The 22,980-nt window shown below is 71.9% G+C and carries 21 protein-coding genes; 12 read left to right on the forward strand and 9 right to left on the reverse strand.

The features are described 5' to 3' along the window. Positions 1 to 12 precede the first annotated feature (12 nt). Positions 13 to 1,206 (reverse strand): MFS transporter, encoded by a 1,194-nt coding sequence (locus JIG36_RS20740; protein ID WP_203378001.1) that lies wholly within the window; start codon positions 1,204 to 1,206, stop codon positions 13 to 15. Positions 1,207 to 1,358: 152 nt separating this feature from the next. Here JIG36_RS20740 and JIG36_RS20745 point away from each other — a divergent pair, with 152 nt between their 5' ends. Both JIG36_RS20745 and JIG36_RS20750 read left to right on the forward strand, forming a co-directional pair. Beyond that, positions 1,359 to 2,153, forward strand: coding sequence for an IclR family transcriptional regulator (locus JIG36_RS20745; protein WP_203378002.1), 795 nt, complete (start codon positions 1,359 to 1,361; stop codon positions 2,151 to 2,153). 144 nt (positions 2,154 to 2,297) lie between these two features. After that, on the forward strand, positions 2,298 to 3,038 hold the full coding sequence (locus JIG36_RS20750) for an anti-sigma factor family protein (protein WP_203378003.1): 741 nt from the start codon (positions 2,298 to 2,300) through the stop codon (positions 3,036 to 3,038). A gap of 15 nt (positions 3,039 to 3,053) precedes the next feature. Here JIG36_RS20750 and rarD read toward each other — a convergent pair whose 3' ends face one another. The 3 genes from rarD to eccE all read right to left on the reverse strand — a co-directional run bounded on the left by rarD (position 3,054) and on the right by eccE (position 6,827). Beyond that, positions 3,054 to 3,995 (reverse strand): EamA family transporter RarD, encoded by a 942-nt coding sequence (rarD, locus tag JIG36_RS20755; RefSeq protein ID WP_203378004.1) that lies wholly within the window; start codon positions 3,993 to 3,995, stop codon positions 3,054 to 3,056. 355 nt (positions 3,996 to 4,350) lie between these two features. Beyond that, positions 4,351 to 4,731, reverse strand: a complete 381-nt coding sequence (locus JIG36_RS20760; RefSeq protein WP_203378005.1) for a phage holin family protein — start codon at positions 4,729 to 4,731, stop codon at positions 4,351 to 4,353. Positions 4,732 to 5,081: 350 nt separating this feature from the next. Next, positions 5,082 to 6,827 (reverse strand): type VII secretion protein EccE, encoded by a 1,746-nt coding sequence (eccE, locus tag JIG36_RS20765; RefSeq protein WP_236047835.1) that lies wholly within the window; start codon positions 6,825 to 6,827, stop codon positions 5,082 to 5,084. Between the two features lie 429 nt (positions 6,828 to 7,256). On the opposite strand from eccE, the gene JIG36_RS20770 reads away from it, so the two are divergent. The 4 genes from JIG36_RS20770 to JIG36_RS20790 all read left to right on the forward strand — a co-directional run bounded on the left by JIG36_RS20770 (position 7,257) and on the right by JIG36_RS20790 (position 12,057). Further along, on the forward strand, positions 7,257 to 7,574 hold the full coding sequence (locus tag JIG36_RS20770) for a WXG100 family type VII secretion target (RefSeq protein WP_307872820.1): 318 nt from the start codon (positions 7,257 to 7,259) through the stop codon (positions 7,572 to 7,574). 17 nt (positions 7,575 to 7,591) lie between these two features. Then, positions 7,592 to 7,888 carry a WXG100 family type VII secretion target gene (locus JIG36_RS20775; protein WP_203378008.1) on the forward strand — a complete coding sequence of 99 codons (297 nt, stop codon included), beginning with the start codon at positions 7,592 to 7,594 and terminating at the stop codon, positions 7,886 to 7,888. Positions 7,889 to 8,398: 510 nt separating this feature from the next. Beyond that, positions 8,399 to 11,695: an SseB family protein gene (locus JIG36_RS51995; RefSeq protein WP_307872821.1), complete on the forward strand. Its 3,297-nt coding sequence runs from the start codon at positions 8,399 to 8,401 to the stop codon at positions 11,693 to 11,695. Beyond that, positions 11,692 to 12,057 carry a UCP033725 family protein gene (locus JIG36_RS20790; protein WP_203378009.1) on the forward strand — a complete coding sequence of 122 codons (366 nt, stop codon included), beginning with the start codon at positions 11,692 to 11,694 and terminating at the stop codon, positions 12,055 to 12,057. Before JIG36_RS51995 ends, JIG36_RS20790 begins: the two co-directional genes overlap by 4 nt. A gap of 79 nt (positions 12,058 to 12,136) precedes the next feature. On the opposite strand, the gene JIG36_RS20795 is transcribed toward JIG36_RS20790, so the two are convergent. From JIG36_RS20795 to acs, 3 genes are all read right to left on the reverse strand, one after another. Continuing rightward, positions 12,137 to 13,060, reverse strand: coding sequence for an alpha/beta fold hydrolase (locus JIG36_RS20795; RefSeq protein WP_203378010.1), 924 nt, complete (start codon positions 13,058 to 13,060; stop codon positions 12,137 to 12,139). A 93-nt stretch (positions 13,061 to 13,153) separates the two neighbouring features. After that, entirely contained in the window at positions 13,154 to 13,648 is a 495-nt protein-coding gene (locus tag JIG36_RS20800) for a hypothetical protein (protein ID WP_203378011.1), read from the reverse strand. A gap of 123 nt (positions 13,649 to 13,771) precedes the next feature. Continuing rightward, a complete protein-coding gene (gene acs / locus JIG36_RS20805; RefSeq protein ID WP_203378012.1) occupies positions 13,772 to 15,763 on the reverse strand; it encodes an acetate--CoA ligase in 1,992 nt (663 codons plus the stop codon). Positions 15,764 to 15,976: 213 nt separating this feature from the next. Here acs and JIG36_RS20810 point away from each other — a divergent pair, with 213 nt between their 5' ends. Together JIG36_RS20810 and JIG36_RS20815 are read left to right on the forward strand one after the other, a co-directional pair. Then, positions 15,977 to 16,708: a Fic family protein gene (locus JIG36_RS20810; protein WP_307872822.1), complete on the forward strand. Its 732-nt coding sequence runs from the start codon at positions 15,977 to 15,979 to the stop codon at positions 16,706 to 16,708. 68 nt (positions 16,709 to 16,776) lie between these two features. Then, positions 16,777 to 17,250, forward strand: coding sequence for a PH domain-containing protein (locus JIG36_RS20815; RefSeq protein ID WP_203378014.1), 474 nt, complete (start codon positions 16,777 to 16,779; stop codon positions 17,248 to 17,250). Positions 17,251 to 17,865: 615 nt separating this feature from the next. On the opposite strand, the gene JIG36_RS20820 is transcribed toward JIG36_RS20815, so the two are convergent. Both JIG36_RS20820 and JIG36_RS20825 read right to left on the reverse strand, forming a co-directional pair. Then, positions 17,866 to 18,666, reverse strand: coding sequence for an HAD family hydrolase (locus JIG36_RS20820; RefSeq protein ID WP_203378015.1), 801 nt, complete (start codon positions 18,664 to 18,666; stop codon positions 17,866 to 17,868). Between the two features lie 398 nt (positions 18,667 to 19,064). Then, a complete protein-coding gene (locus JIG36_RS20825; RefSeq protein WP_203378016.1) occupies positions 19,065 to 19,439 on the reverse strand; it encodes an STAS domain-containing protein in 375 nt (124 codons plus the stop codon). 217 nt (positions 19,440 to 19,656) lie between these two features. Here JIG36_RS20825 and ssd point away from each other — a divergent pair, with 217 nt between their 5' ends. From ssd to JIG36_RS20845, 4 genes are read left to right on the forward strand one after another with little or no spacing between them, the layout of a single operon-like run. Beyond that, a complete protein-coding gene (gene ssd / locus JIG36_RS20830; protein ID WP_203378017.1) occupies positions 19,657 to 20,730 on the forward strand; it encodes a septum site-determining protein Ssd in 1,074 nt (357 codons plus the stop codon). Continuing rightward, positions 20,727 to 21,950: a TadA family conjugal transfer-associated ATPase gene (locus tag JIG36_RS20835; RefSeq protein WP_438870744.1), complete on the forward strand. Its 1,224-nt coding sequence runs from the start codon at positions 20,727 to 20,729 to the stop codon at positions 21,948 to 21,950. Before ssd ends, JIG36_RS20835 begins: the two co-directional genes overlap by 4 nt. Next, complete coding sequence (locus tag JIG36_RS20840) at positions 21,947 to 22,651, forward strand: type II secretion system F family protein (RefSeq protein ID WP_307872823.1); 705 nt, start codon at positions 21,947 to 21,949, stop codon at positions 22,649 to 22,651. Before JIG36_RS20835 ends, JIG36_RS20840 begins: the two co-directional genes overlap by 4 nt. Further along, on the forward strand, positions 22,648 to 22,881 hold the full coding sequence (locus JIG36_RS20845; RefSeq protein ID WP_203378018.1) for a hypothetical protein: 234 nt from the start codon (positions 22,648 to 22,650) through the stop codon (positions 22,879 to 22,881). Before JIG36_RS20840 ends, JIG36_RS20845 begins: the two co-directional genes overlap by 4 nt. Positions 22,882 to 22,980 lie beyond the last annotated feature (99 nt).

The following is a 22,980-nucleotide window of genomic DNA, read 5'->3' on the forward strand; positions in this document are numbered from 1 at the left end:
CCCGGACCGCCCCTATGCAGTGGGCTCCGGGGTGTGGCGCCTCAGCAGGTGGCTGCCCAGCAGCATCGCCCCCGCCGCGGCCAGCATGAGCCCGGCCGCGACGAACCACATGGTGGGGTAATCGGTCGTGCTCGCCACGGCGCCCAGCCCCAGCGGGCCCAGGCAGCCCCCGGCATAGACGCCGGTCTGCGTGATCGAGGTGGCCGCGGCCGGTGCCTGCGGGTGCAGGCGGACCACCGCGAAGTTCATCAGGCCGGGCCACGACCAGCCGAAACCGAAGCCGAGCACGACCCCGGCGACCAGCGGCAGCCCGCCCGGCACGGCGAGCAGGGCCAGGCCGGCGGCCCCGGTCAGCAGCAGGCCGGCGATCACGGCGATCGAGCGGTCGGGCCGGCGGTCGGCCAGCCAGCCGCCGAGGACCCGGGCGACCACGCAGACCGCACTACCCAGCGTGAGGGACAGACCGGCCGGACCCGGAGAAATACCGCGAGCTACCGCGGAATCGACGAGGAACGTGCCGAGCGCGTTGGCCGCGGCGGCGGCGAGCGTGGCCGCGACGCCCACGACGATCAACGCCCCGGTCGCCTGTTTCGCGGTCCGGACCGAGGTACGGCGGGAATGGGAAGTCTCGGCCGGAACGAGCAGCAGGGCGCCCGCCGCGAGCACGGCGACGAAGACGAACGCCCACCGCCAGCCCAGGGTCAACGCGACCGTCGGCACCGCGGCGCCCGAGAGCAGGGTCGCCACCGGGATGGCGGCCTGCTTGATGCCGAAGGACAGGCCCTGGCGTCGCGGCGGCACGTGCCGGGACAGGGTCGTGTTGCTGGCGAGCTGACCCATCGCGTTGGCCCCGGCGCCCAGGGCCAGGATCGCGATGAGACTCCACAATGTATTGGCGAAGGCCGCTACGCCGAGCAACGAGGCCGAGGCGAGCGCGATGCCGGCCCGAGAGACGCGCGTGGCGCCGTAACGCTCGACGAGATAGCCGGCCGGCACGGAGGCGAGCGCGCTCGCGCCGAAGTACGCCGACACCGCGAGCCCGAGCCCGGCCGGGGAGAAATCGAGTTCGTCGCCGATCTGCACGGCGAGGCCGCCGACGAGGAACACCGGGACACTGACCGCGATGGTCGTCGTCAGGGCGCCCGTCGATGCCCGGAATGCGCTGGTCGGCGCGCTCGGTGGAGAAAGGATCTTGAGCTTCGCCATCTCCCGCAGACTAAGCCGGGAGAATGCATCCGTGCGCGCTGAGTGCTAATGACCACACGGCTCGTGTAAATCGATCGTGATCCACATGCTTTTGGCATTCCATCGGAGGAAGATTATTCATATGGTGTAAGTCCCTGGCGTCGGAGGTAGCAGTGCGCGACCCCCTGGCGGAGCCGTCCGACCTGATTCGGAGCGTGTCACGCGCCCTGCGCGTGCTCGAGTCGGTCGGCCGGGCGCCCCGCGGACTCACCGTGAAGCAGATCGCGCGACGGTGCGAGTTGACCGTCGCGACGACGTACCACCTGGTGCGCACCCTGGCCTACGAGGGTTACGTGATCCGCCGTGAGGACGGCACGTACATCGTGGGCCTGGAGATCGCGGACCGGTACCGGGAGCTGGTCTCCGCCTTCCGGGGCCCGCCCGCGGTGGGGGAGGCGCTGCGGCGCGCCGCGCTCGACAGTGGTTACACCCACTATCTGGGCCGCTTCGTCGGCGGGCGTATAGCGGTGACGGCCTCGGCCGAGGGCGCACGGTCGCCGTTCGTCGACGACATGTCGCCCGGCTTCGACGAAGGCGGTCACGCCACCGCCCTCGGCAAGGCTCTGCTGGCGACGCTCACCCCGGATCAGCGGGCGCGATATCTGCGCGACTACGGCATGCGGGCGTTCACCCCGGCCACGCTGACGACCCCGGAAGCGCTCGAGGCCGACCTCGCGGCCGGTGAGCGGCGCGGCATGCAGCTCGAGATGGGCCAGTTCCGGCAGGGTCTGGCCTGCGCATCGGTGCTGGTCATTGCCGACCGTGACATCGAACGGCGGCTCGTGCTGGCGTGCGCGTTGCCGGCCGCCGAGATGCTGACCTCGGCCCGGGTCGTGCGGGCGAAGCTGACGGCCGCCGCCCGCAACGTGGCCGAGGCGCTCTCCGCCGGAGAGTCGGCCACGGCTTGACGGCGGTGCGGGATCTGGTCGCGCCGGCGGCGGTGCGGGATCTCGTCGCGGCCTGACATGCGTACCTAAGACTCCGTTGAACCTCTGGTGCATCCCTCACGTAAAGCAGGGTGCAAGGGGGATGTCGGCGGAGGGTGGTGACGGGTGCACTGCGAGCACGAGCACGACGACGGGGCGTACGTGCTGGGCGCCTTGTCGCCGGCGGAACGAGCGGCCTACGAGGGGCATCTGGCCACCTGTTCCTTCTGCCGGGAGGCCGTCGCCGACATCTCGGCGCTGCCTGACCTGCTGTCCCGGCTCGACGCGAAGGAGTTCGCGAAGCTCCTCGACCCGTCGCTGACCAGTGGCGAGGGTCACCCCGGGGCGGCTTTCCGCGACTGGGCGACCAGCGAGTGGCAGACCCTGGCGTCCGATGCCAAGCGGCGCACTCCCGATGCCAAACGACGCAAAAACGGCAAAGCTTTCCGCGTACGGGCATTGAGCACCGCCGCGGCCGCGGTGCTCGTGGCGCTCATCGGTCTGGGCGTCTTCGCCTGGACGCGTGACAACGCCGCTGCCGACGCGCCTCCGAGCGGTCCCGCGGTGGCGATGACCGCCGTGCAGCGGTCGTCCCCGGTGTCCGCCTCCGTGCGTCTGACCAGCACTTCCGGCGGCACCAAGGTCGACCTCGTCTGCTCCTACAGCGCCGAGGCCACCCGGCCGTACACGTTCACTCTGATCGCCTACGGCCCCGACGAGGAGAAGGAGTCGCTGGGCTCCTGGAAGGCGATACCCGGCGCGGAGTTCGAGATGCCCGGCGTCACGCACTTCGGCATCGACAGCCTCTCGCGACTTGAACTGGTGCAGTACGACGGAAAGGCGCTGCTCGCCTACGACGTCCCCTGATCTGTTGATTCCAGGTCAGCGGGGTGGCAGGGTGGCGGCCGGTTCGACGGTGGCGGCCGTCGTTCCGGCCGCCGTCTCTCCCCGGCGGGGGCGGCGGCGGAGGGCGTCGACCGTGAAAATGATCAGTGCCAGCCACACCAGCGCGAAACCGGCGAGGCGGGCCGGCGGCATCGGCTCGTGATAGATGAGCAGCCCGACGGCGAGCTGAAGGATCGGCGCGATGTACTGCAGGATCCCGATCCCGACCATCGGCACCCGGTTGGCCGCGGCCGCGAACAGCAGCAGCGGAAGCGCGGTGGCCAGCCCCGAAAAGATCATGAGCACGGTGTGGGTGGCCGAGACGTGCCCGAACTCGGCGTCACCGGCCGTCGTCAGCCAGGCGACGTAGACCAGCGCGGGCAGCGCCAGCACCGACGACTCCACGAACAGGCCCTCGGCCGGCGGCAGCGACATCCGCTTCTTGACGAGGCTGTAGGTGCCGAAGCTGCCGGCCAGGATCAGGGCGATGTACGGCAGGTGGCCGTAGTCGACGGTCAGGACGGCCACGGCGACCGCGCCGACGCCGACCGCGACCCACTGCAGCGCGTGCACCTTCTCGCGCTGCACGGTCACGCCCAGCAGCACGATGACGAGCGGCGTGATGAAGTAGCCGAGCGCGGTCTCGACGACCCGGTCCGAGTTGACGCCGTAGATGTAGGCGCCCCAGTTGGCCCCGATCAGCAGGGCGGCCAGAGTGAGGCCGCCGAGCAGTTTCGGGCTGCGGGCGAGGCGCTTGACGAACGCCCAGTTGCGCATCGCGGCGAGCAGCAGGCTGACGAACACGACCGACCAGATCACCCGGTGGGCCAGGATCTCCAGCGGTGACGCGGGTTGCAGGTGCTTGAAATAGATCGGGAAGAACCCCCACAGCACGTACGCACCGATGCCGTAGAGGTATCCACGCCGCTCGTCGCTCATGCCCCTCACCGTAAGGTTTCGAGCGTGTTGCGCCCCTTGCATATGGCCGACCTCACGGCCGTCGCCGCGCCGGCGGACGACGTGCGCCCCCGCGCATGGCCGACCTGACAGCTGTTGCCGCGCCCACGGACGACGTGCGCCCCTGCGCATGACCTCACGGCCATTGCCGCGCCCACAGACGACTCGCGCCCTTGTGCATGGCCGACTTCACGCCCGCGAACGACGAAGCCCGGCCCGCCCCTTTCGTACGGGACGCGGCCGGGCTGTAGCAGGTGCGCAGACCCACCCCGCAGACGCGCGACGGGCCGGTGGTGGACGACGTCGCGTGCTTCAGTTTGTCGTCGTCGGGATGTGATCAGTCGTCGCCGTCGGGGACGAGCATGTTGAGCAACCAGCTCACGATGCCGACAAGCAGCGCTCCGAGCACGGCGCTCGGCCAGAACTCGTCCACGTGGAACGGCAGGTCGAACTGACCGGCGATCCAACTCGTCAGCAGGAAGAGCGCGCCGTTGACGACCAGCGCGATCAGCCCGAGGGTCAGCACGTAGAACCCGCAGCCGACAACCTTGATGATCGGCCGCAGCACCGCGTTGATCACACCAAAGATGACCGCGACGATCAGCAACGTAATGATCTTCTGCGACACGGAGTCGGTCGTGAGTTCGATGCCGTCGATCAAGACGGTGGCCAGCCACAACGAGAACGCCGTGATCAGAAGCCGAATGATGAGGCCCATGGCCCGGAATGGTGCCACGATCACGCCACTCCCGGCCGCGACACACCCCGATCTTGTCGATGTCGTTGCGACAATTCTCCCATATCGACCGCACCCACGGACCGGCGCGCCCCTGCTGTCTCTGCGGAACGCTGCTCCCGGCCGTCCGAATCCGCCCTGCCTGGTCGCTCTGCCGCTCCCGGGTCGCATCGCCACGCGGCCGCCCCGTCGCACTGCCAGCCAGTCGCATTTTCCGGCCGGTCGCGCTGCCACGCTGCCGCACTGCCGACTGGCTGCCCACGTTCCCAGCTGACCGGACGCCGCGTCGCCCACCGGCCAGTCGCTGCGCCGCCGGCGCGTTGTGGGTGGGGTCAGCGGCCGGGTGGGCCGACCAGCTGGGTTTCGATGGGGGTGTGGGCCAGGGCGGCCCAGCGGACGGCTCGGCGGTTGACGACGCCGACCATGTCGGGGCGGATCCGGGTCATCCACTGGGCCACCTCGCCCAGGCCCAGGGCGCCACCGATCAGCGTCGCCTCCTCGGGGCGCAGCGGCTGGAGGATCAGCAGGTCGGCCCGGGACGCCACGTCGACGTCGGCGGCCGAGAACTCGTCGCGGACCACGAGCGTGGCCTGCCAGCCCTCGCCAGGGCGGTTGTCGGCGCCGACGGGGCCGATGTCGACAACGATCAGAAGCGGGTGCAGGGCCGAGCCGGGCGGGATCTCGATCGGGCGGCCCGGCGGCACCACGGCGATCGACTCACCGGGGACGGCGGCGCCGCGTACGAACGGCTCCCAGGCCCTCGGACGGGCCGTCTGCACCACCACGCGCGCGCCCAGCGCCATCGCCCGCAGAGCGACGAGCTGAGCACACCGGACGCCGCCCACCAGCAGGGCGCGGGTCTGCTCGGGCCGGAAGAGGCGGCTCACCACCGGGTTGCCGTGGCGGTTGCGGCCCAGCATCAGACCCGACGTGCCGACCGGCAGCTGAAGGCCCTCCAGCAGCTCGGCCGGCTGGACGCCGTCGGCCGGCAGGCCGGGCACGGCACTCGGGACGCCCCCGAGCGGCAGCGTGGCGAACAGCCCCTGAAGATGCTCGCCGTCGAGGCGCTGGGCCGACGCGTGTTCGGCCGACAACAGCTTGCGCAGCGCCTGGGTGGCGACGCCCAGCGACTGGGGCTCGGGCGTGGCCAGGCGGACCGTCATGTCGAGCGGGGTGGGGCCGTGCGCCGCCTGCGGGCCGGCGATCAGCGACACGGTCGTCGCGGAGGCGGGCAGCGTGAGCATGCGGGACACCAGCCGCCGGGAGGTCTCGACCCGCGGGTCGGGCCAGCGCCGCAGCCGGAACGTGGTCTGGCTCAGGCCGCCGATGCGCAGACCGGGCCACGTCTCCTGAGCCGTGCCGACGCCGTCGTCGTGGGCCAGCTCGGCGATGACCCGTAACGCGGCCGCCTCACCCAGCGGGCGGGCCGGCACCGCGGACAGGCGGCGTACGAGCTTGCGAACCAGGCCGGACAGCGACCGGCGCAGCTCATCCTCGGACCAGCCCTCGGCCCGCAGCACCCGCACCGCGAGCAACGCCCTGCTATGGCCGAGCAGGCGGCCCTCGGTCAGCTGACGGTACGAGTTGGCGGGCGTGCCCGCACCGGCGCGCAACGCGGGGGCCGGAGCCCCGGTCATCAGCAGCTGGATCAGCACCGGCGGCAGCTCGGCCTCGGCCGAGGGGAGCAGGGAGGCGGGGGAGGGCAGATCGGGCGCGTCTTCGGCGAGCAGGCCGGCCGGGTCGCCCAGCTCGAGCACCGCGGTGAGGCCGTGACCGTCGACGACGACCGCCGCCGGGTCGCCGGCGAGATCGGTCTGTTCCACGCGGGCGCCGGGCGCCAGGAAACGCAGCAGCGCCGTCGGCCCGGTGTCGATCGCGGCGGTGTGGCGGCGACCGCCGAACCGGAGCCCGACGCCGAGCCACTCGAACGCCCAGCGCCGCCGCAGCCGCAGCCAGGTCAGAGCGAGGATCGCCACGGCCAGGACACCGCCCGCGACGCCGCCGATCGGGCCGTTGACGGCGCCGACCGCCACCGCCACCGCGGCGACCTGGGTGGCGACGAGCTGACCGACCCGCATGCCGAACAACCGTCCACGTCGGAGCGGCCGCGCGCCTGCCTTCGGTTGTGGTTTCGCCGGGCCGGAGAGCTCGCGGTAGTCCCGGTCGCCCGCTGCCACGCCAACCGTCACGACACACCGCCTTTCCCCGCGTCTGTCCTTGTGCGGCGCCTATCGTATTTGCTTCGCCCCACCGGACGTGGGCCCTGTGGACAAGCGGAAAGTTATCCACAGGCCTTGATGCCGGGCTTTCACGCCTTGACGAGTTTCGCTACGGTCGGCGACATCAATGAAGAGTAGTCGGCCGCTCACGGCCCGCCCCCCAAGGCTTGTGGTCAGGGGTTAGCCTGGTGGCCAGCGTCGATATGTCGCAGGTGAATGATCACCGTCCGTCCACAACGGATCACGACATGGGTCGGCGAACCGACGAGAAAGCGGGGTGACTTCCGGGTGGCCGGAACGCAGGTAACAGCGGACGAGATGGCGGCGGCGGCGAAAAACTTCGACAACGTCAACGCGGGGCTGCAGCAGATGCTGTCCACGCTGATGAACGAACTGTCGTCGCTCAGCGGCACGTGGAAGGGCATGGGCGCCGCGGCGTTCGATCAGGTCAAGGTGCAGTACGAGACCGACCTCAAGTCGCTCAACTCGGCACTGGCCCAGACCGCGGAGTCGATCCGCGTGTCCGGCGTGAACTACACCTCGACCGATGACGACGCTGCCAGCCGCGTGACCGGCTCCGGTGGCTCCTTCTCGCTGCCGCTCTGATCCGGGGGAGACAAGACATGGCTAACGACGGAATGTTGCTCGTCAACTTCGAAGCCCTGCGCGGCGCGAGCGACCACATCAACAAGGCGATCAGCACGCTGCAGCAGCAGCTCAGCGACCTCGAGCGCGACGCCAAGCGGCTTGTCGACTCGTGGGACGGCGAGGCTCAGCAGGCGTACTACCAGCGGCAGGAGACCTGGCGCCGGTCGGCCAACGACCTGACCACGATCCTGCAGAACATCAAGGGTGCGGTCGACCAGTCGGCCGACGACTACGTCAGCACCGAGAAGTCGGCGACCGCGCGCTTCCAGTGAGGGTGCGGCCCTGCCGCATCCGTGAACGGCCGGACCAGTCATGCGACTGTCCCGGCCGTTTCGCATTTCTCGGAGCGGACAGGTCAACGTCGCGGTGTGCGCGCCAGGGCGCCGGTGACGGGCCGGCCGGGGGTGTCGCGGCGTGGGCGCGAAAGAACTGTTGTGCGTCTGGGCGGGCAGCGCACCGGAACGCGGGCATTGCGGGGCGGCCGGCAGGCGATTCGGGGTGGAGATCACGGACGGGGGAACGTACGTCCGTTAGGTCCGTTCTTGCGAAGCTTGGTGTCCCTCGAACGCGTACTGGTACGTCTGGGCGATACGGCTACGATCAGTTGTTGATTGATCGCTTCGAGCGACCGAAACGGCGTTCCGGAGAGCTTCCGGGCGCATACTTAGGGCTTCGACCACCCGCTTTACTCATCTGCGTACTGCCGCCCATTGTGATCGTGGCCTGACCTTGTAGGTTGTACGCGTTGAGATGGCCTCGTCGCGCGGTGGGGAGAGGTGGACGTGTCCGAGTGGGAGCCGGCTACGGACGCCGAGGTCGCTATGCGCGATGCTTTGCGCACCGACGACCAGGAGTCGTACTTCCGTATTCTCTCCGGCGTTGACCTGCTCTTACCCGTCTCCGCCGATGCGCTCGCGGGTCTCGCGCCGCTCGGCTGGGGCACGTGGAGCACGGGCGGCCGCACACACGTGCTGGCCTTCACGTCGACGTCAGCATTGCAGGCCTGCCTGGCCGACTACACGGGTTCGGCCCGTCGCGTGCCGTACGCGGAGCTCGCCAACACCTGGCCCAACCTCGAGTGGTGGCTGGCCGTCAACCCCGGCCTGCCGATCGAGGGATATCTGCCGGCCTGGTTCGTGGCCCAGCTCTCGCGCGGCGACCTGAGGCTGCCGACCCGCGGCCCGGGCCGCGCCGAGTCCTCGACCAGCTCGGGCAAGATGCAGGACCTCCAAGCCGCCGCGATGGCTGCCAACGCGGCCGCCGCCCGCACCGAGGAGCCGGCCCGTCCGGGCGGCCCCACCCACGAGGGCCAGCCGCTCACCGCGGCCACGGGTTCCTACCCGCAATATCCGACGCCGGCCGCCGCCTCCTACGGTCAGGCCGCTGCCGCTTCCTACGGTCAGGCCCCGGCCGCCTACGGCCAGGCCGCTGCGAACACGTACGGCGGCGCTTACGCCCACGGACCGGGCGAGCCCCCGGCCAGCGACCTGCCCACCCGCACGCCCTCCGGCCCGTACGGCCAGCCCGGGCAGCAGTCTCCCGCCGGCGGTCTGCCGACGCGGACGCCATCGCCCGGCCCGGGTCAGGCCGAGCCTCCGGCCTACGGTCAGTCTCCGGCCGGTGGTCTGCCGACACGGACGCCGTCGCCCGGCTTCGGTCAGGCCGAGCCGGGCGGTCTCCCGACCCGTACGTCTTCGCCCGGCTTCGGTCAGGCCGAGCCGGGTGGGCTGCCGACCCGCACGCCGTCCGCCGCCGGTGGCCTGCCCGCTCGCACGGCCCCGGCCGCGTTCGGCCAGCAGCCGTCGAGTGCCCCGCCCGCGGCCGACCGCCCGGCGAGCGCCCCTCCGGTCTACGGCCGTCCGGCGAGTGCGCCGCCCGCAGCCGACCGCCCGGCGAGCGCCCCACCCGTCTACGGCCGCCCGGCCGGCGCGCCGCCCGCAGCCGACCGTCCCGCGAGCGCTCCTCCGGTCTACGGCCGCCCGGCCAGCGCCCCTCCGGCGTACGGTCAGCCGACGAGCCCGCCGCCCGCGAGCGCACCCCCGGCGTTCGGCCAGCCCGCAAGCGCGCCGCCCGCATACGGCCAGCCCACAAGCCCGCCCGCATACGGCCAGCCCACGAGCCCGGCGGCCTATGGCCAGCCCGCGAGCCCGGCTGCGCCCGGCCACGCTCCGGTCCGTCCCGGCGGCTTGGAAGCGCCGGCTTCGCCCGCCGAGGCCCGGCCCGAGCAGGTCGGCCCGAGCGGTCTTCCGGTCCGCACCCCCGGCACGGTGCTGCCGAGCGGTCTGCCGTCGCGCAGCCCGAGCGCGGCGCCGGCCTCCAGCCCGGCGTCGGCCCCGCCCGCGCCCGCCGTGGTGCCCCCGGCCTATCAGGCGCCGGCGGTTCCGCCGACGGGTGGCCGCCCGACGTCGATGGACGAGAGCGCGCTCGCCGCCCTCCAGGACCCGAGCGGTCCGCTCCCGGTCCGCACCCCGATGGCGCAGACCCCGCCGCCGCCGGACAACTTCGCCCCGCACAACCCGGACGAGACGCCGTTCGACCCGAGCTGGTCGGCGTCGGCCCCGCCCGCGAGCCCGCGCAGCAGCGCCCTGACCGACCTGCCGCGTCGCAAGCCCGCCGAGAACGGCCAGTCGGCCGGCTTCCCGCAGGGCCCGGCCTCGGCCCAGGCCGCAGCCGCCCAGCGCCAGCCCTCGGCGATGCCGCCGATCTCGGCACCTCCGGCTCCGGCGGCATCAGCGGCCCCGTACGCCCCGCCCGGAAGCCCCGCCGGCAGCCCGCCGGCCGGAAGCCCCGGAAGCCCGCCGTCCGGAATGTCGTCGGCGGGACTGCCGCAGAGGGGCGCGTCCCAGGCCGGAATGCCGCCCGCCACAACGTCGCCGGCGGGAATGCCTACCGAGCCCAGCCCGGGCTTCGGAACCCCGCTGCCCCGCCGGCAGGCGACGTCGCCGGCCGAGCGCCCCGGTCTCACGTCGTTCCCGGCGTTCCAGACCAAGTCCGAGGCCGCCGCCCCGCAGCCGATGGCCCCGCCGGTCATCCCGGGCTCGCCCGGCAGCGACCGCCCGGCCCGGCTCGGCGCCCAGCCCTCGTTCGAGAACCCGGCCCCGCTGAGCCCGCCGCCCGCGCCGAAGGTCGACTTCCACCCGGCCAACGACGTCGAGCAGGACCTCTTCGACGCCGCGAGCGTGCACAACACCGACACCTTCCTGTCGACGCTGCTGCTCGCCACCGTGCTCGTCCCGGTCGCGAACCACTCCCGCCCGGGCAGCGCGCCCGGCGAGTCCGGCTTCGCGTTCCGCACCGAGCAGATCGACGGCGAGACCTTCCTGGTCGTCTTCACCAGCAAAGACAGGCTGGACGAGCACCACACCGCGCCGACCCGCACGGTGGGGGTCAAGTTCGTCGACCTGATCCGCAACTGGCCCGACCCGGCCTGGTCGTTCGCGGTCAACCCGGACGGCCCGATCGGCGCCAAGTACCCCGGACCGCAGGTCATCGCGCTGGCCAGCTGGGCCGCCGAATCCGGCCTGGGCAACGACGCCGACGGCCCGGTCGAGGACACCCCGGTGCCCGCGCCCGAGCCCGCCAGCGACGACAAGCAGCACGCCACGGTCATGCAGAAGACCCTGCCGCCGGACCAGGTCGACTACTACCTCGAACGCGGCTACGACCGGGTGGCCGGGTTCGTGCACCGCGCGACCGAGGTCGAACACCTGCGGACGCCGGCGGAACTGCTCGGCGCCCTGGGCCTGAGCTACGACACCTCACCGCACCAGGCCGACGCCAAGGAGGCGTACGTCCTGCGCTGGCCCGCCTATCGTCCGAGCCTCTACCGGATCCCGTACGGCGGTCAGAACGAGCAGGCCCTGCGCGCGATGGACGGCTGGGTCATCGAGCGCGCGCCCTTCCGGGGCAACGGTTTCGCGCCCGGCGAGGGCCGCGACGTGATCGCCGAGTTCAAGGTGGACAGTGTCCGCCTGCCGCACGGCGCGCAGCTGTGGCGCATCGACGTCGACGGCAACGAGCGCATGGTCGCGATCTTCGACAACGACGGTCCGCTCTGGCGCCGGGTGGGTGAGCAGTGATGCGTGACGGCTACGTGGTCGCCTGGCAGGGCAGCGAATACGACGCGGCGCCGGACGGCGACAACGTGCGGATCTATCGCACCGACCCGGCCGACGGCTTCGACGAGGTGCGTCCGGGCCGCTATTCGCGGGTGCTGACCCCCGAGGAGTACGACGAACTGGTCTACGTCCGCACCACGTGCACGTGGCGTGGCGCCCCGTTCATCGTGCTCGCCGAGGCCAACGCGTGGTTGCGGGTGGAGTACACCGGCGGTCGCGCGCCGATCGCCCGCCAGCTGGGCCTGGAGGAGTTCGACTTCGGGGTCTACCAGGGCTGGGCGCCGCTCCACGAGGTCTCCGACCTCCACGAGCAGCGCATCTGAAGACCTTCACGAGCAGCGCATCTGAAGACCTTCACGAGCAGCGCATCTGAAGACCTTTACGAGCAGCGCATCTGAGGCGCTAGTTGGTCTTCAGCCAGCGCAGCACTTCGCCGGTGACCACGTCGGTCGCCTCCTGGTGCAGGAAGTGTCCGACGTCGGGGATCAGCCTCCACTCGTACGGCGCAAGAACGTAGCGCCCCGACCCCTGCGCGGTGCGGGGGAGGGTAGCCGTGTCGAGCCCGCCGTGCAGTTGCAGCGTCGGCGTGACCAGGGGCTTCTGCATCAGCTTGACGAAGCGGTAGCCCTGCAGGCGGAGGGCACTGCGGAACACCCAGCGGTAGGCCTCCAGGGCGCAGAACGCCGCCTGCGGGATCTGCATGGCCTCACGGCAGCGGGCCACGTAGTCCTTGAAGTCGGGCGTCTCTCTCCACTGCGGACTGGTCCAGTTGGTCATGAGCTCGCCCACCATCGCCGCGTCGTCGCGGGTGAGGACGTGTTCGTAGCGCGGCACCTGGAAGCGCAGCACGGCCGAGGAGGCGGCGAACTGGCCGCGCGGGTCGGCGAACAGCGCCGCCCGCAACCGCAGCGGGTGGGCCGCACCGAGCACGACCAGCCGGTTGACCAGTTTGGGGTGGAAGGCGGCGGCGGCCCAGCCGATCATGCCGCCGGCGCCGGCCCCGACGATCGTCGCGTTGCGTTCGCCGAGCGCCCGGATCAGCCCGGTGACGTCGGCCGCCATCGTGTAGCCGTCGTAACCCCGTGGCGGCTTGTCGCTCGCGCCGTAGCCCCGGAGGTCGATCGCGGCCGCCCGGAAGCCCGCGTCGGCGATGCGGGGCAGCACGTCGTGCCACGCCCACCAGAACTCCGGGAAGCCGTGGAGGAAGAGCACCAGCGGGCCGGTGCCGGCCTCGACGACGTGGAAGCGGCTGCCGTTGGCACCGACGAAGCGATGGGTCCAGGGTCCGTCCACCAGCACGCACGACTCGTCCACCCGACCGCCCATGGCCTCCAGCCTAGGCGTTCGGGTCGAGCGCGACCGCGCGGCGGCCGCAACCAACGCGCGACGGGCCGGTGGCGGGCGTAACCGGGCCGAAACTCAGTCGGATCCGATCATCACGCGGTCGAGGACGGCCGGCTTGCCGGAGCCGCAGTCGACCGGGGTCTTGCCGGGGGTGATTCGGGCCTGCACGTGGTCACCCTTGGCCAGCGGCAGCGGCTTCTTGGAGTAGACCGACCAGGCCACGCCGTCTTCGGACTTCAGGCCGTAGCAGGGCCCGGAGCCGCCCTTGGTGACGGTCGCGGTGATCGAGCCGACGCGCAGCTGCGAGAGGTCGCCCGGCGCCGGGGCGGCGATGTCAGCCGGGCGGCTGGGCGGCGGAAGGGGCGAGCTGTCGCTGTCGGCGGGCTGGCCGGGCGGCGCGTTGGGATCGGCGGCGGCCGGCGGCGCCTCCGACCCGGTGACCGTGCCGGGGGAGGGCGAGACGGCGGGGCCGGTGCCTCCGGCCGGTGTCACGTCGTCGCGTGAGCAGCCGCCGACCAGCAGCAAGGCCAGTGCCAGCGCACCGGCGACGCCCGCGGTGGACCTGACCATGACCTGTACCCCCGTGACCGACGATCGCGGCCGACCCGGACCGCGGCGCAAAGCGTAACGGTTTCACGTCGTGCGTGGGGTACCGCGGCGCCCGGGGTGGTCCCGGGCGCCGCGTCAAAGGCGTCAGTCCTCGGACTTGCCGGTGTTCATGCCCTTCGAGATCAGGTCCATCACCGCGGAGTCCTGCAGCGTGGTGACGTCACCGAGCGACCGGTTCTCGGCCACGTCCTTGAGTAGGCGCCGCATGATCTTGCCGGAGCGGGTCTTCGGCAGCTCGGGCACCAGCATGATCTGGCGGGGCTTGGCGATCGGGCCGAGCGTCTTGGCCACGTGGTTGCGCAGGTCGACGTTGAGCTGCTCGCCCGCGTCGCCCTCGGTGTCCACGTTGCCGCGCGGGATCACGAACGCCACGATCGCCTGACCGGTCGTCGGGTCGGTCGCGCCGACCACCGCCGACTCGGCCACGGACGGGTGCGAGACCAGGGCCGACTCCACCTCGGTGGTCGAGATGTTGTGGCCCGAGACCAGCATGACGTCGTCGACCCGGCCGAGCAGCCAGAGCGCGCCGTCCTCGTCCTTCTTGGCGCCGTCGCCGGCGAAGTAGATCCATTCGTCCGACGAGCTCGAGTCGGCTCCGGCGCCGAAGCGCGACCAGTACGTGTCGAGGAACCGCTTGTCGTCGCCCCAGATCGTGCGGAGCATCGACGGCCACGGGTCGCGCAGCACGAGGAAGCCACCGCCGCCGTTGGGCACCGACTGCGCCTGGTCGTCGACCACGTCGGCCGTGATGCCGGGCAGCGGGGTCATGGCCGAGCCGGGCTTGGTCGCGGTCACACCGGGCAGCGGCGAGATCATCACGCCACCGGTCTCGGTCTGCCACCAGGTGTCGACGATCGGGGTGCGGTTGCGGCCGATGTTCTCGCGGTACCACATCCACGCCTCGGGGTTGATCGGCTCACCGACGCTGCCGAGCACGCGCAGCGACGAGAGGTCGTACCCGGCCGGGATGTCGTCGCCCCACTTCATCATCGTGCGGATCAGAGTGGGGGCGGTGTAGAGGATCGACACCTTGTACTTGTCGACGATCTGCCAGAACCGGTCGCGGCCCGGGGTGTCCGGCGTGCCCTCGTACATGACCTGGGTGGCGCCGTTGGAGAGCGGCCCGTAGACGATGTAGGAGTGCCCGGTGACCCAGCCGATGTCGGCCGTGCACCAGTAGACGTCGGTCTCGGGCTTGAGGTCGAAGACGGCGTTGTGCGTGTACGAGACCTGGGTCAGGTAGCCGCCGGTGGTGTGCAGGATGCCCTTCGGCTTACCGGTCGTGCCCGAGGTGTAGAGGATGAACAGCGGGTGCTCGGCGTCGAAGGCCTGCGCCTCGTGTTCCGGGCTGGCCTGCTCGACCGTCTCGTGCCACCACTTGTCCTTGTCGGTCCACGCGACGTCCTGGCCCGTACGGCGTACGACGAGCACGTTCTCGATGCTCGGGCTCTTCGCGACGGCCTCGTCGACGGTCGGCTTGAGCGCCGACGGCTTTCCGCGCCGGTAACCGCCGTCGGCCGTGATGACCAGCTTGGCCTCGGCGTCAGCGATGCGGGTCGAGAGCGCGTCGACCGAGAAGCCGCCGAAGACGACGCTGTGGGTGGCGCCGACGCGGGCGCAGGCCAGCATGGCGACCGCGGCCTCGGGGATCATCGGCATGTAGATCGCGACCCGGTCGCCGGCGGTGATGCCCAGGTCGGTCAGCGTGTTCGCGGCCTGACTGACCTGCTTCAGAAGTTCCGCGTACGTGATGGTGCGGGTGTCGCCGGGCTCGCCCTCCCAGTGGATGGCGACCTTGTCACCCCGGCCCGCCTCGACGTGCCGGTCGACACAGTTGTAGGCGATGTTCAGCTCGCCGCCGATGAACCACTTCGCGAACGGCGGGTTGGACCAGTCCAGAACCTGGTCCCACTTCTTGGCCCACGTGAGGCGGTCGGCCTGCTCGGCCCAGAAGGCAAGCCGGTCGGCCTTGGCCTCCTCGTACGCTTCCGCCTTCACATTGGCGGCCGCGGCCAGGGCCTCGGGCGGCGGGAACTGCCGCGTCTCCGAGGACAGGTTTTCCAACGTCTCACTCATGAGGGCGGCTCCTCTTCACTGCTGACCCGGGCATCTTCGTTGCACACTAGTTGCGCCGATGGACACCGGCGAGGGTTGTGCGGCTGTGCGCGCCAGAACGTCCCGCACGCGCGCCGGGTGACCATTAGCTGATTGATACTGCGCGAATCTTGCCAGTTCTGAGCCCGTTTGTGCAGCCCATGTTTCGACCGTTTTACCGGCTACGGTGTTCCCGTGGATCCACTATCCCCGCTACTCGATCTTGCCGACGTCGCTCCCGCCCTGGCTGAGGCCCGTGAGCGTGTCGACGCCGCGATGCGGCACCGGGCGCTGCGCCGGCACGGCGGTCAGGTGGCGGCCGAGGCCAGTCTTCGCGCAGCCGTGGCGAGCGCCGCGCTCGAGGGTCATCCCTACGAGCTTGATGACGTACGCGGGGGGACCGTCACCGATCCCGTCGTGCAGGGGGCGTTGCGGGTCGCCGAGGGCGTGGGCGGGCTGGTCGACCTCTGGCCCCGCGCGCCGCGCCAGGTGCTGGCCAAGCTGCACGTGCTCGCCGCCGGGGGCGTGGTGCCGCCGGCCGAGCTGGGCCGGCTCACCGGGGCGGCCGACCGCGTCGACATGCTCGCCGGCCTGGTCGCGGGCAACGACCGTACGCCTCCGCTCCTGCTCGCCGCGATCGTGCACGCCGAACTGATCACGCTGCGGCCGTTCGCCGGTCCGGCCGGTGTCGTGGCCCGGGCCGCCGCCCGTCTGACGCTGATCAGCCGCGGATTCGATCCGCGAGGTTTGGTGGCGGTGGAAGTGGGGCATCAGGCCCGGGAACCGGAGTACGTCGGTTCGGCCGGCGCCTATGCCACCGGCACGCCCGACGGGGTGCGGTCGTGGCTGCGTCACTACGCCGCCGCGGTCACCGTCGCCGCCGACGACATCACCGCTATCGGTGACGATGTCCTGGCATCCGTATGACCGGACGTTGAACCATGCATTTGTGCGGACAGCGGAAGTGATCGCCGGCGGCTTCTAGACTTTGTCGCGTGGAGACGTGGGAGCGCCCGTACTCGCCCGGCGCCGGTCGCTGGCTGGTCATCGGGTGGGAAGCCTTCGCCCTGGGCCTGGTCGCCTGGACCTCGATCGAGACGTTCGCGCTGGGCTGGCACGGCGTTCGCCTGCTGACCTGCGCGCTCGCTGTTCTCTGGGTGCTCGGGGCCTACCGGATCATGCAGATGGGCGCCTACGTCAGCGACGGTGGGCTGCGCATCCACGGCCTGCTGCGCTCGCGCACGATTCCGTGGGAAGACATTGCCCACGTACGTCTCCACGAGGCCAGCCACCGGATCGGTCCCTGGAAGATTCCCAGCGGCATGACCGTGCTGGTCGAGCGGCGCGACGGCTCGACCATCAACACCGAACTGTGGGCGCAGGGAGTCGATTTCCACTCGCGGCCCAAGCTGTTCCGCGCCGTCTATCACGAGCTGCGGAACCGGCACCTGGCCGCGCAGAACGCCTGACGGTTCTGGGCCCTCTTCCGCGAGCACCGCAACCGGCACCGGGCCGTCCTTTGTGACGGGGCTGCGGAACCGGCGCTGGGCATCTTTGTCACGGGCTGCGGAACCGGCGCCTGACCGTGGAGAAATTTAGAGCCGGCGTCCCTTGAGGGGCGCCGGCTGCTGCGCGTCCGGACCGGGTTATCAAGCGTGCACCTGGGTCGTTGTCGCCAGTCCACGAGCCTCGCGGCTCCTCGATCGGAGCCCAGGGGGCCGCGGTCCCGACGCAACGTGCCTGCCGTGGCTGATCGCGCGTGGGTTCCCGGTGGCCGTGCACGATTTCCGCTGCCGGCCGACCGGAAACCCGGCCCTTCGGCGACGAACCTCGCCAGTTCTTTCTACGCCCGACGGGGCATGATCGCCAGAGCTTCGGCCCGGCAAAACTGGCTTTCGGTATTAGTCAGACCAAAGCCATTCGCGCTGCTCATTGGGGTTGCGCACGCGGGCGCGATCACTGAGCGCAACGCGCACAGATACGCATCGTCTCCGGCTGAACGGTATTCACGCAAGGGTCGGAACGCGCCCGGCACCTCGGAAAATCGCCGGCCCTCAGCCCGTACGGGGAAATGGTCTTGATCTTCAAGCCGGTGTGCGCGTGCGGCGGTGGCGGGCGTAGAGGGCCAGACCGATCGCGGCGCCGACGCTCACACCCAGGGCCGCCGCGGCGACCGGCACCGCGGGACGATCACGCAGACGCCGGCTCAACGGAATCGGGTGGCGGAACTCGAGGACGGGCCACTCGTTCTCGGCGGCGGCCCGGCGCAGAGCCCGGTCGGGATTGACGGCGCTGGGATGACCGACCGCCTCGAGCAACGGAAGATCACTGCTGGAATCGGAGTAGGCGTAGCAGTCGGCCAGGTCGTAACCGCGCTCGTCGGCCAGCTCGCGGACGCCGACGACCTTGCTCGGGCCGGCCGCATAGAACTCGACCTCACCGCTGTAACGCCCGTCCACGATGCTCATGCGGGTCGCGATGATGTCGGTGATGCCGAGCAGCGCGCCGATCGGGCGGACCATCTCGTCGCCCGATGCGGAGACCAGCACGACATCGCGCCCGGCCGCCTGGTGCTCGGCGATCAGCGTCGCGGCCTCGGCATAGACGTACGGGTTGATCAGCTCGTCGAGCGTCTCGGCCACGATCTGCTGCACCTGCTCGACCCGCCAGCCCTTACAGAGCGCGGCCAGATAGTCGCGGGTGCGGGCCATCGCCTGTTCGTCGGAGCCGCCACCCAGCCGGAACATCAGCTGTGCGTAAGCGGACTGGACCATGTCACGGCGGCTGATCAGGCCGTCACGGTAGAACGGCCGGCCGAAGGCCAGCGCGCTGGACTTGGCGATGACCGTCTTGTCGAGGTCGAAAAACGCGGCACTCAGGCCCACGGGCGGCAAGTGTAGTCGCATGGGGCTCCCCGCCGTCGTCCTCGCCGCGCCCGAGCGGTCCGGCCGTGACTGCCTGTGAAATCGGTCAGACGGGCAGCAGTATCGCAGTGAGCAACAATCAGTACTCGACTGTGCTGCTCTTGTGAGGCATGCTTGTGCTGTTGCGATCGGGATTCACGTTGTGACGGTCGCGCCCCACCATTCAAGAACCCTCGGTGATTGCGCCCCCCGCGATCACCGAGTCGATTCGGCTCGACCCCCCCGGAGCCGAATCCTCGGACGGCCCCCGTCTCCCCCGACGGGGGTCGTTCCCTATCCGCGGGCTCTTCCGGGGTTTCCCGATCTGCTTTCCTTCCGGACGCCGGTTTTTGGCCTTCCAGACGACCGTTTCGGAGCTTCTAGGCGCCGGTGGCCCGGGTCTGGCCGGCCGTTTCGGTCTCGCCTCCGGCCTCAACGGTCGCGCCCAAGCCGAAAAAATCGCAGAGCCCCGTCACCTCGAGCACCCGGCGGAAGGCCGGGCTGGGGTTGATCACGAGGAAGCGGGACTCGATCTCGGTGGCGGCGCGGTAGCCCTCGATCAGCGCGCCCAGACCGGTCGAGTCGATGAAGGTGGCGGATTTCAGGTCGACCCGCACGGAAGGCGGGGACCACTCGGTGACGGCGTCGCGCACACTGCCGGCCAATTCGTCCGCATTCGAGAAGTCGACCTCACCCACGACGGTCACGGTGGCCGAGCCGTCGGCGTCGAGCGAACGGTTGATCGAGCTTTCCATGCCAACCCCATTGGTCCGTGTCGGACCCCAACATACCCAACCGTCGCTGCTTCCACTCGTCGGCGACAACCCACTTTCCATAGCAGATCGACCGTACGAAGACGCGATATCCACAGGGCATCGAGTTGTCCACAGGCTCGGCGGTCGCCGCTCGCCGCCGCCCGGACGGGTCGCCAGGGTGGGCGCCACAACCGACGCCCCGCGCTGGAGACCGCCGATGCCCGCTGCCCGTCTGCCCCTCGTCGTCACCGCCGACCCCGACCTGCTCGACGACCTGCTCCGCCTCGCCGCCGCCGGTGGCACCCAGGTCGACGTGGCGCCCGACCCGGCCGCCGCCCGCGCCCGCTACGGCACGGCCCCGCTCGTCATGATCGGCGCCGACCAGCTCGACGCCTGCCTGCGCGCCCGGCTGCCCCGCCGCTCCCGGGTTGCCGTCGTCGGCCGCGGCGAGGTGGCCGAGTCTAAGTGGACCGCGGCCAACGCCCACGGCGTCGAACACATCGCCGAACTGCCCGCCGCCGAGGGCTGGGTCGTCGACCGCTTCGCCGAACACCTCGAACAGCCGGTCGGACGCGTCCTGGCCGTCATCGGCGGGCGCGGGGGCGCCGGCGCGTGCACCCTGGCCGCCGGGCTGGCCACCACCGCGGCCGCGGCCCGCCGCCGCACCCTGCTGATCGACGCCGACCCGCTCGGCGGCGGCCTCGACCTGATGTTCGGCTGGGAGTCGCGCGACGGCCTCCGCTGGTCGGCGCTGGCCGAGGCCGGGGGCCGGGTCGACCCGCCCGCCCTGCTCGAGGCGCTGCCGCACCACGGCGACCTCGTGGTGCTCTCGTTCGACCGCGAGGCGACACCCGTCGTCCCGCCCGAGGCGATGGGGTCGACCATCGACGCCGGCCGCCGCGCCCGCGACGTGATCGTGGTCGACCTGCCCCGCCGGCTCGACGACGCCGGGGTGCTGGCCCTCGAGTGCGCCGACCAGGCGGTGCTGATCGTGCCGGCCGAGGTGCGGGCGTCGGCCGCGGCGGCCCGGGTCGCGCGGATGGTGCAGGCCCACCGCAGCGAGCTGTCCCTGGTGGTGCGCGGGCCTGCGCCGGGTCGGCTGCGGCCCCGCGAGATCGCCTCGGCGCTCGGGCTGCCGCTGATCGGCACGCTGCGCCCCGAGCCCGCGATCAGCCAGCTCGTCGAGCGGGGGCGGCCACCCGGGGCCGACGGCAAGGGGCAGCTGGCCGAACTGTGCCGGCGGATCCTGGCCGAGCTGCTCGGGGACGTCTCGGCCGAGGTGGCGGCGTGACCGCGTACGGGGGTCTGGGCAGCCGGCTCGCCGCGTCCGCGCCGGCGGTGGCTGACCGGGTCCGTCACCGGTTCGCGGTCGACGGCGGGGAGGCGACACCCGCCGCCGTCGTGCACGCCGTCCGCAGCGAGTCCGACGCTGCGGCGCTGGGCGACACGGCCGTGCTGCGCCTGGCCGACCGCGTGCACGACCAGCTGGTCGGGGCCGGGCCGCTCGCTCCGCTGCTGGCCGATCAGCAGGTCACCGACGTGCTGGTCAACGGCTTGGCGGTCTGGGTCGACCGGGGTGCGGGCCTGACCCGGGCGCCGATCGTGCTGGGCAGCCTCGAAGAAGTCCGCCGCCTCGCCCAGCGCCTCGCGGCCGCGTGCGGGCGGCGGCTCGACGACGGCCAGCCGTACGCCGACGCTCGGCTCCCCGACGGCACCCGGCTGCACGCGGTGCTGCCGCCGGTCGCGACCGACGGGCCCTATCTGTCCCTGCGGACGTTCCGCCAGCGGCCGTTCCGCCTCGACGACCTGGTCGAGCACGGCACCGTCTCGGCCACGGTCGCCCCGCTGCTGGCCGCCGTCGTCGCGGCCCGGCTGGCCTACCTGGTCGTCGGCGGCACCGGCAGCGGCAAGACGACCCTGCTGGCCACGCTGCTCGGCATGGTGCCGCCCACCGAGCGGATCGTGCTCGTCGAAGACGCCGCCGAGCTGCGGCCCCTGCACCCGCACGTGGTCGCCCTGCAGGCCCGCACCGCGAACGTCGAGGGGGCGGGCGCGATCGGGCTGACCGACCTGGTGCGGCAGGCGCTGCGGATGCGGCCCGACCGTCTGGTGATCGGGGAGTGCCGCGGCGCCGAGATCGCCGATCTGCTGGGCGCACTCAACACCGGCCACGACGGCGGCGCGGGCACGCTGCACGCCAACACCCCGGGCGACGTCCCGGCCCGGCTCGAGGCGCTCGGGTTGCTCGGCGGTCTGCCCCGGGCGGCCCTGCACGCCCAGGTGGTGGCGGCGCTGCAGGTGGTGCTCCAGGTGCGGCGTACGGATCGGGGCCGTGTCCTGGAATCGGTGAGCGTGCTGCTGCCCTCGGGCGAGGAGCGCCTGGCCACCGTGGTCCCGGCCTGGCGGCGGCGACGCGGGGCCGGTCCGGCGGCCGGGGCGCTGGCCCGCATGCTGGCCGTCCGCGGTGTCGCCGTGCCCGCGATCCTGACCCCGCCGGTGGTGGCGCCGTGACCTGGGGGCCGTTGCTGCTGGCGGTGGGCGCGCTCGCCGTCGTGCTGCCGAGCGGATGGACCCGCCGGATGCCCCGCACGTCGCCGGTGGCGCTCGGCCGTCGGATCACCGCGTCGGCCCGGCGGTCGCCACGGCGGACGGTGGCGGGCGGCGTCGCGACCGCGGCGACGATCGGCCTGTTCGCGGGCGGCCCGGTGGCAGCGGCGATCGCGGCCGCCTACGCGGGTCTCGCCGGGCGGGCCCTGGTGCGGCGCTCGGCCCGGCAGCGGGCGGCCAAGGAACGCGCCGCGGCGCTCGACGCGCTGGCGTCGCTGGCGGCCGACCTGAGGGCCGGGCTGCCGCCGGCGTCGGTGCCGGCCACCGGCAACCGGCTGGGGCGGCTGACCGCCTCGGTGTGGCACCTCGCCGAGAGAACCGGTGCGCCCGCCGCCGACCTGGTCGAACGCATCGAGGCCGACGCCCGGGCGGCCGACCGCGCTGCCGCCTCGGCGTCGGCCCAGGCGGCCGGGGCCCAGGCCACCGCGATGCTGCTGGCGGCGTTGCCGGTGGCGGGCCTCGGTCTGGGGATGGCCATGGGAGCCGACCCGTTCCAGGTCCTGCTGCATACGCCGTTGGGCGCGGCGTGCGGGCTCGTCGCGGTGGTGCTCCAGACGGCCGGGCTCCTGTGGTCCGAGCGCCTGACCCGAGGGGCGGCCCGATGACTGCGACCCAAGGCGACCCGATGAGTGCGGCCTACGAGCGATCCGGCCGACTGGTCGAAGACGCGGGCCTGATGAGTGCGGGCTGCGAGCTCGACGAGTTTCTGCGGGCCGGGCAGCCGGGGCGCGTGCCGTTGCGGTCGTGCTGCATCGCCGTGCTGCTGGCCGTCAAGGGGGAGCGCTGCCAGTCGCTGCCGGTCGAGCGCGCCCACGAACGGACCTGCGCATCGTGACGGCCCTGCTGGTTGTGGCGGCGGCCCTCGTGCTGGTCGTCGCCCCGGTCACCGGTGGACGCGCGGTGCGGCGCCGGCTCGTGCGGCTGAGACCCACGG

It is taken from the genome of Paractinoplanes ovalisporus (genome assembly GCF_016834655.1).
GTDB lineage: Bacteria > Actinomycetota > Actinomycetes > Mycobacteriales > Micromonosporaceae > Actinoplanes > Actinoplanes ovalisporus.

What these genes read in the sequence shown, in the direction of transcription:
- JIG36_RS20740 (WP_203378001.1), bottom strand. Translation starts at nt 1,206, where the DNA reads ATGGCGAAGCTCAAGATCCTTTCTCCACCGAGCGCGCCGACCAGCGCA.
- rarD (WP_203378004.1), bottom strand. Translation starts at nt 3,995, where the DNA reads ATGAGCGACGAGCGGCGTGGATACCTCTACGGCATCGGTGCGTACGTG.
- JIG36_RS20760 (WP_203378005.1), bottom strand. Translation starts at nt 4,731, where the DNA reads ATGGGCCTCATCATTCGGCTTCTGATCACGGCGTTCTCGTTGTGGCTG.
- JIG36_RS20845 (WP_203378018.1), top strand. Translation starts at nt 22,648, where the DNA reads ATGACTGCGACCCAAGGCGACCCGATGAGTGCGGCCTACGAGCGATCC.
- eccE (WP_236047835.1), bottom strand. Translation starts at nt 6,827, where the DNA reads ATGCGGGTCGGTCAGCTCGTCGCCACCCAGGTCGCCGCGGTGGCGGTG.
- JIG36_RS20800 (WP_203378011.1), bottom strand. Translation starts at nt 13,648, where the DNA reads ATGGTCAGGTCCACCGCGGGCGTCGCCGGTGCGCTGGCACTGGCCTTG.
- acs (WP_203378012.1), bottom strand. Translation starts at nt 15,763, where the DNA reads ATGAGTGAGACGTTGGAAAACCTGTCCTCGGAGACGCGGCAGTTCCCG.
- JIG36_RS20775 (WP_203378008.1), top strand. Translation starts at nt 7,592, where the DNA reads ATGGCTAACGACGGAATGTTGCTCGTCAACTTCGAAGCCCTGCGCGGC.
- JIG36_RS20795 (WP_203378010.1), bottom strand. Translation starts at nt 13,060, where the DNA reads ATGGGCGGTCGGGTGGACGAGTCGTGCGTGCTGGTGGACGGACCCTGG.
- JIG36_RS20825 (WP_203378016.1), bottom strand. Translation starts at nt 19,439, where the DNA reads ATGGAAAGCTCGATCAACCGTTCGCTCGACGCCGACGGCTCGGCCACC.
- ssd (WP_203378017.1), top strand. Translation starts at nt 19,657, where the DNA reads ATGCCCGCTGCCCGTCTGCCCCTCGTCGTCACCGCCGACCCCGACCTG.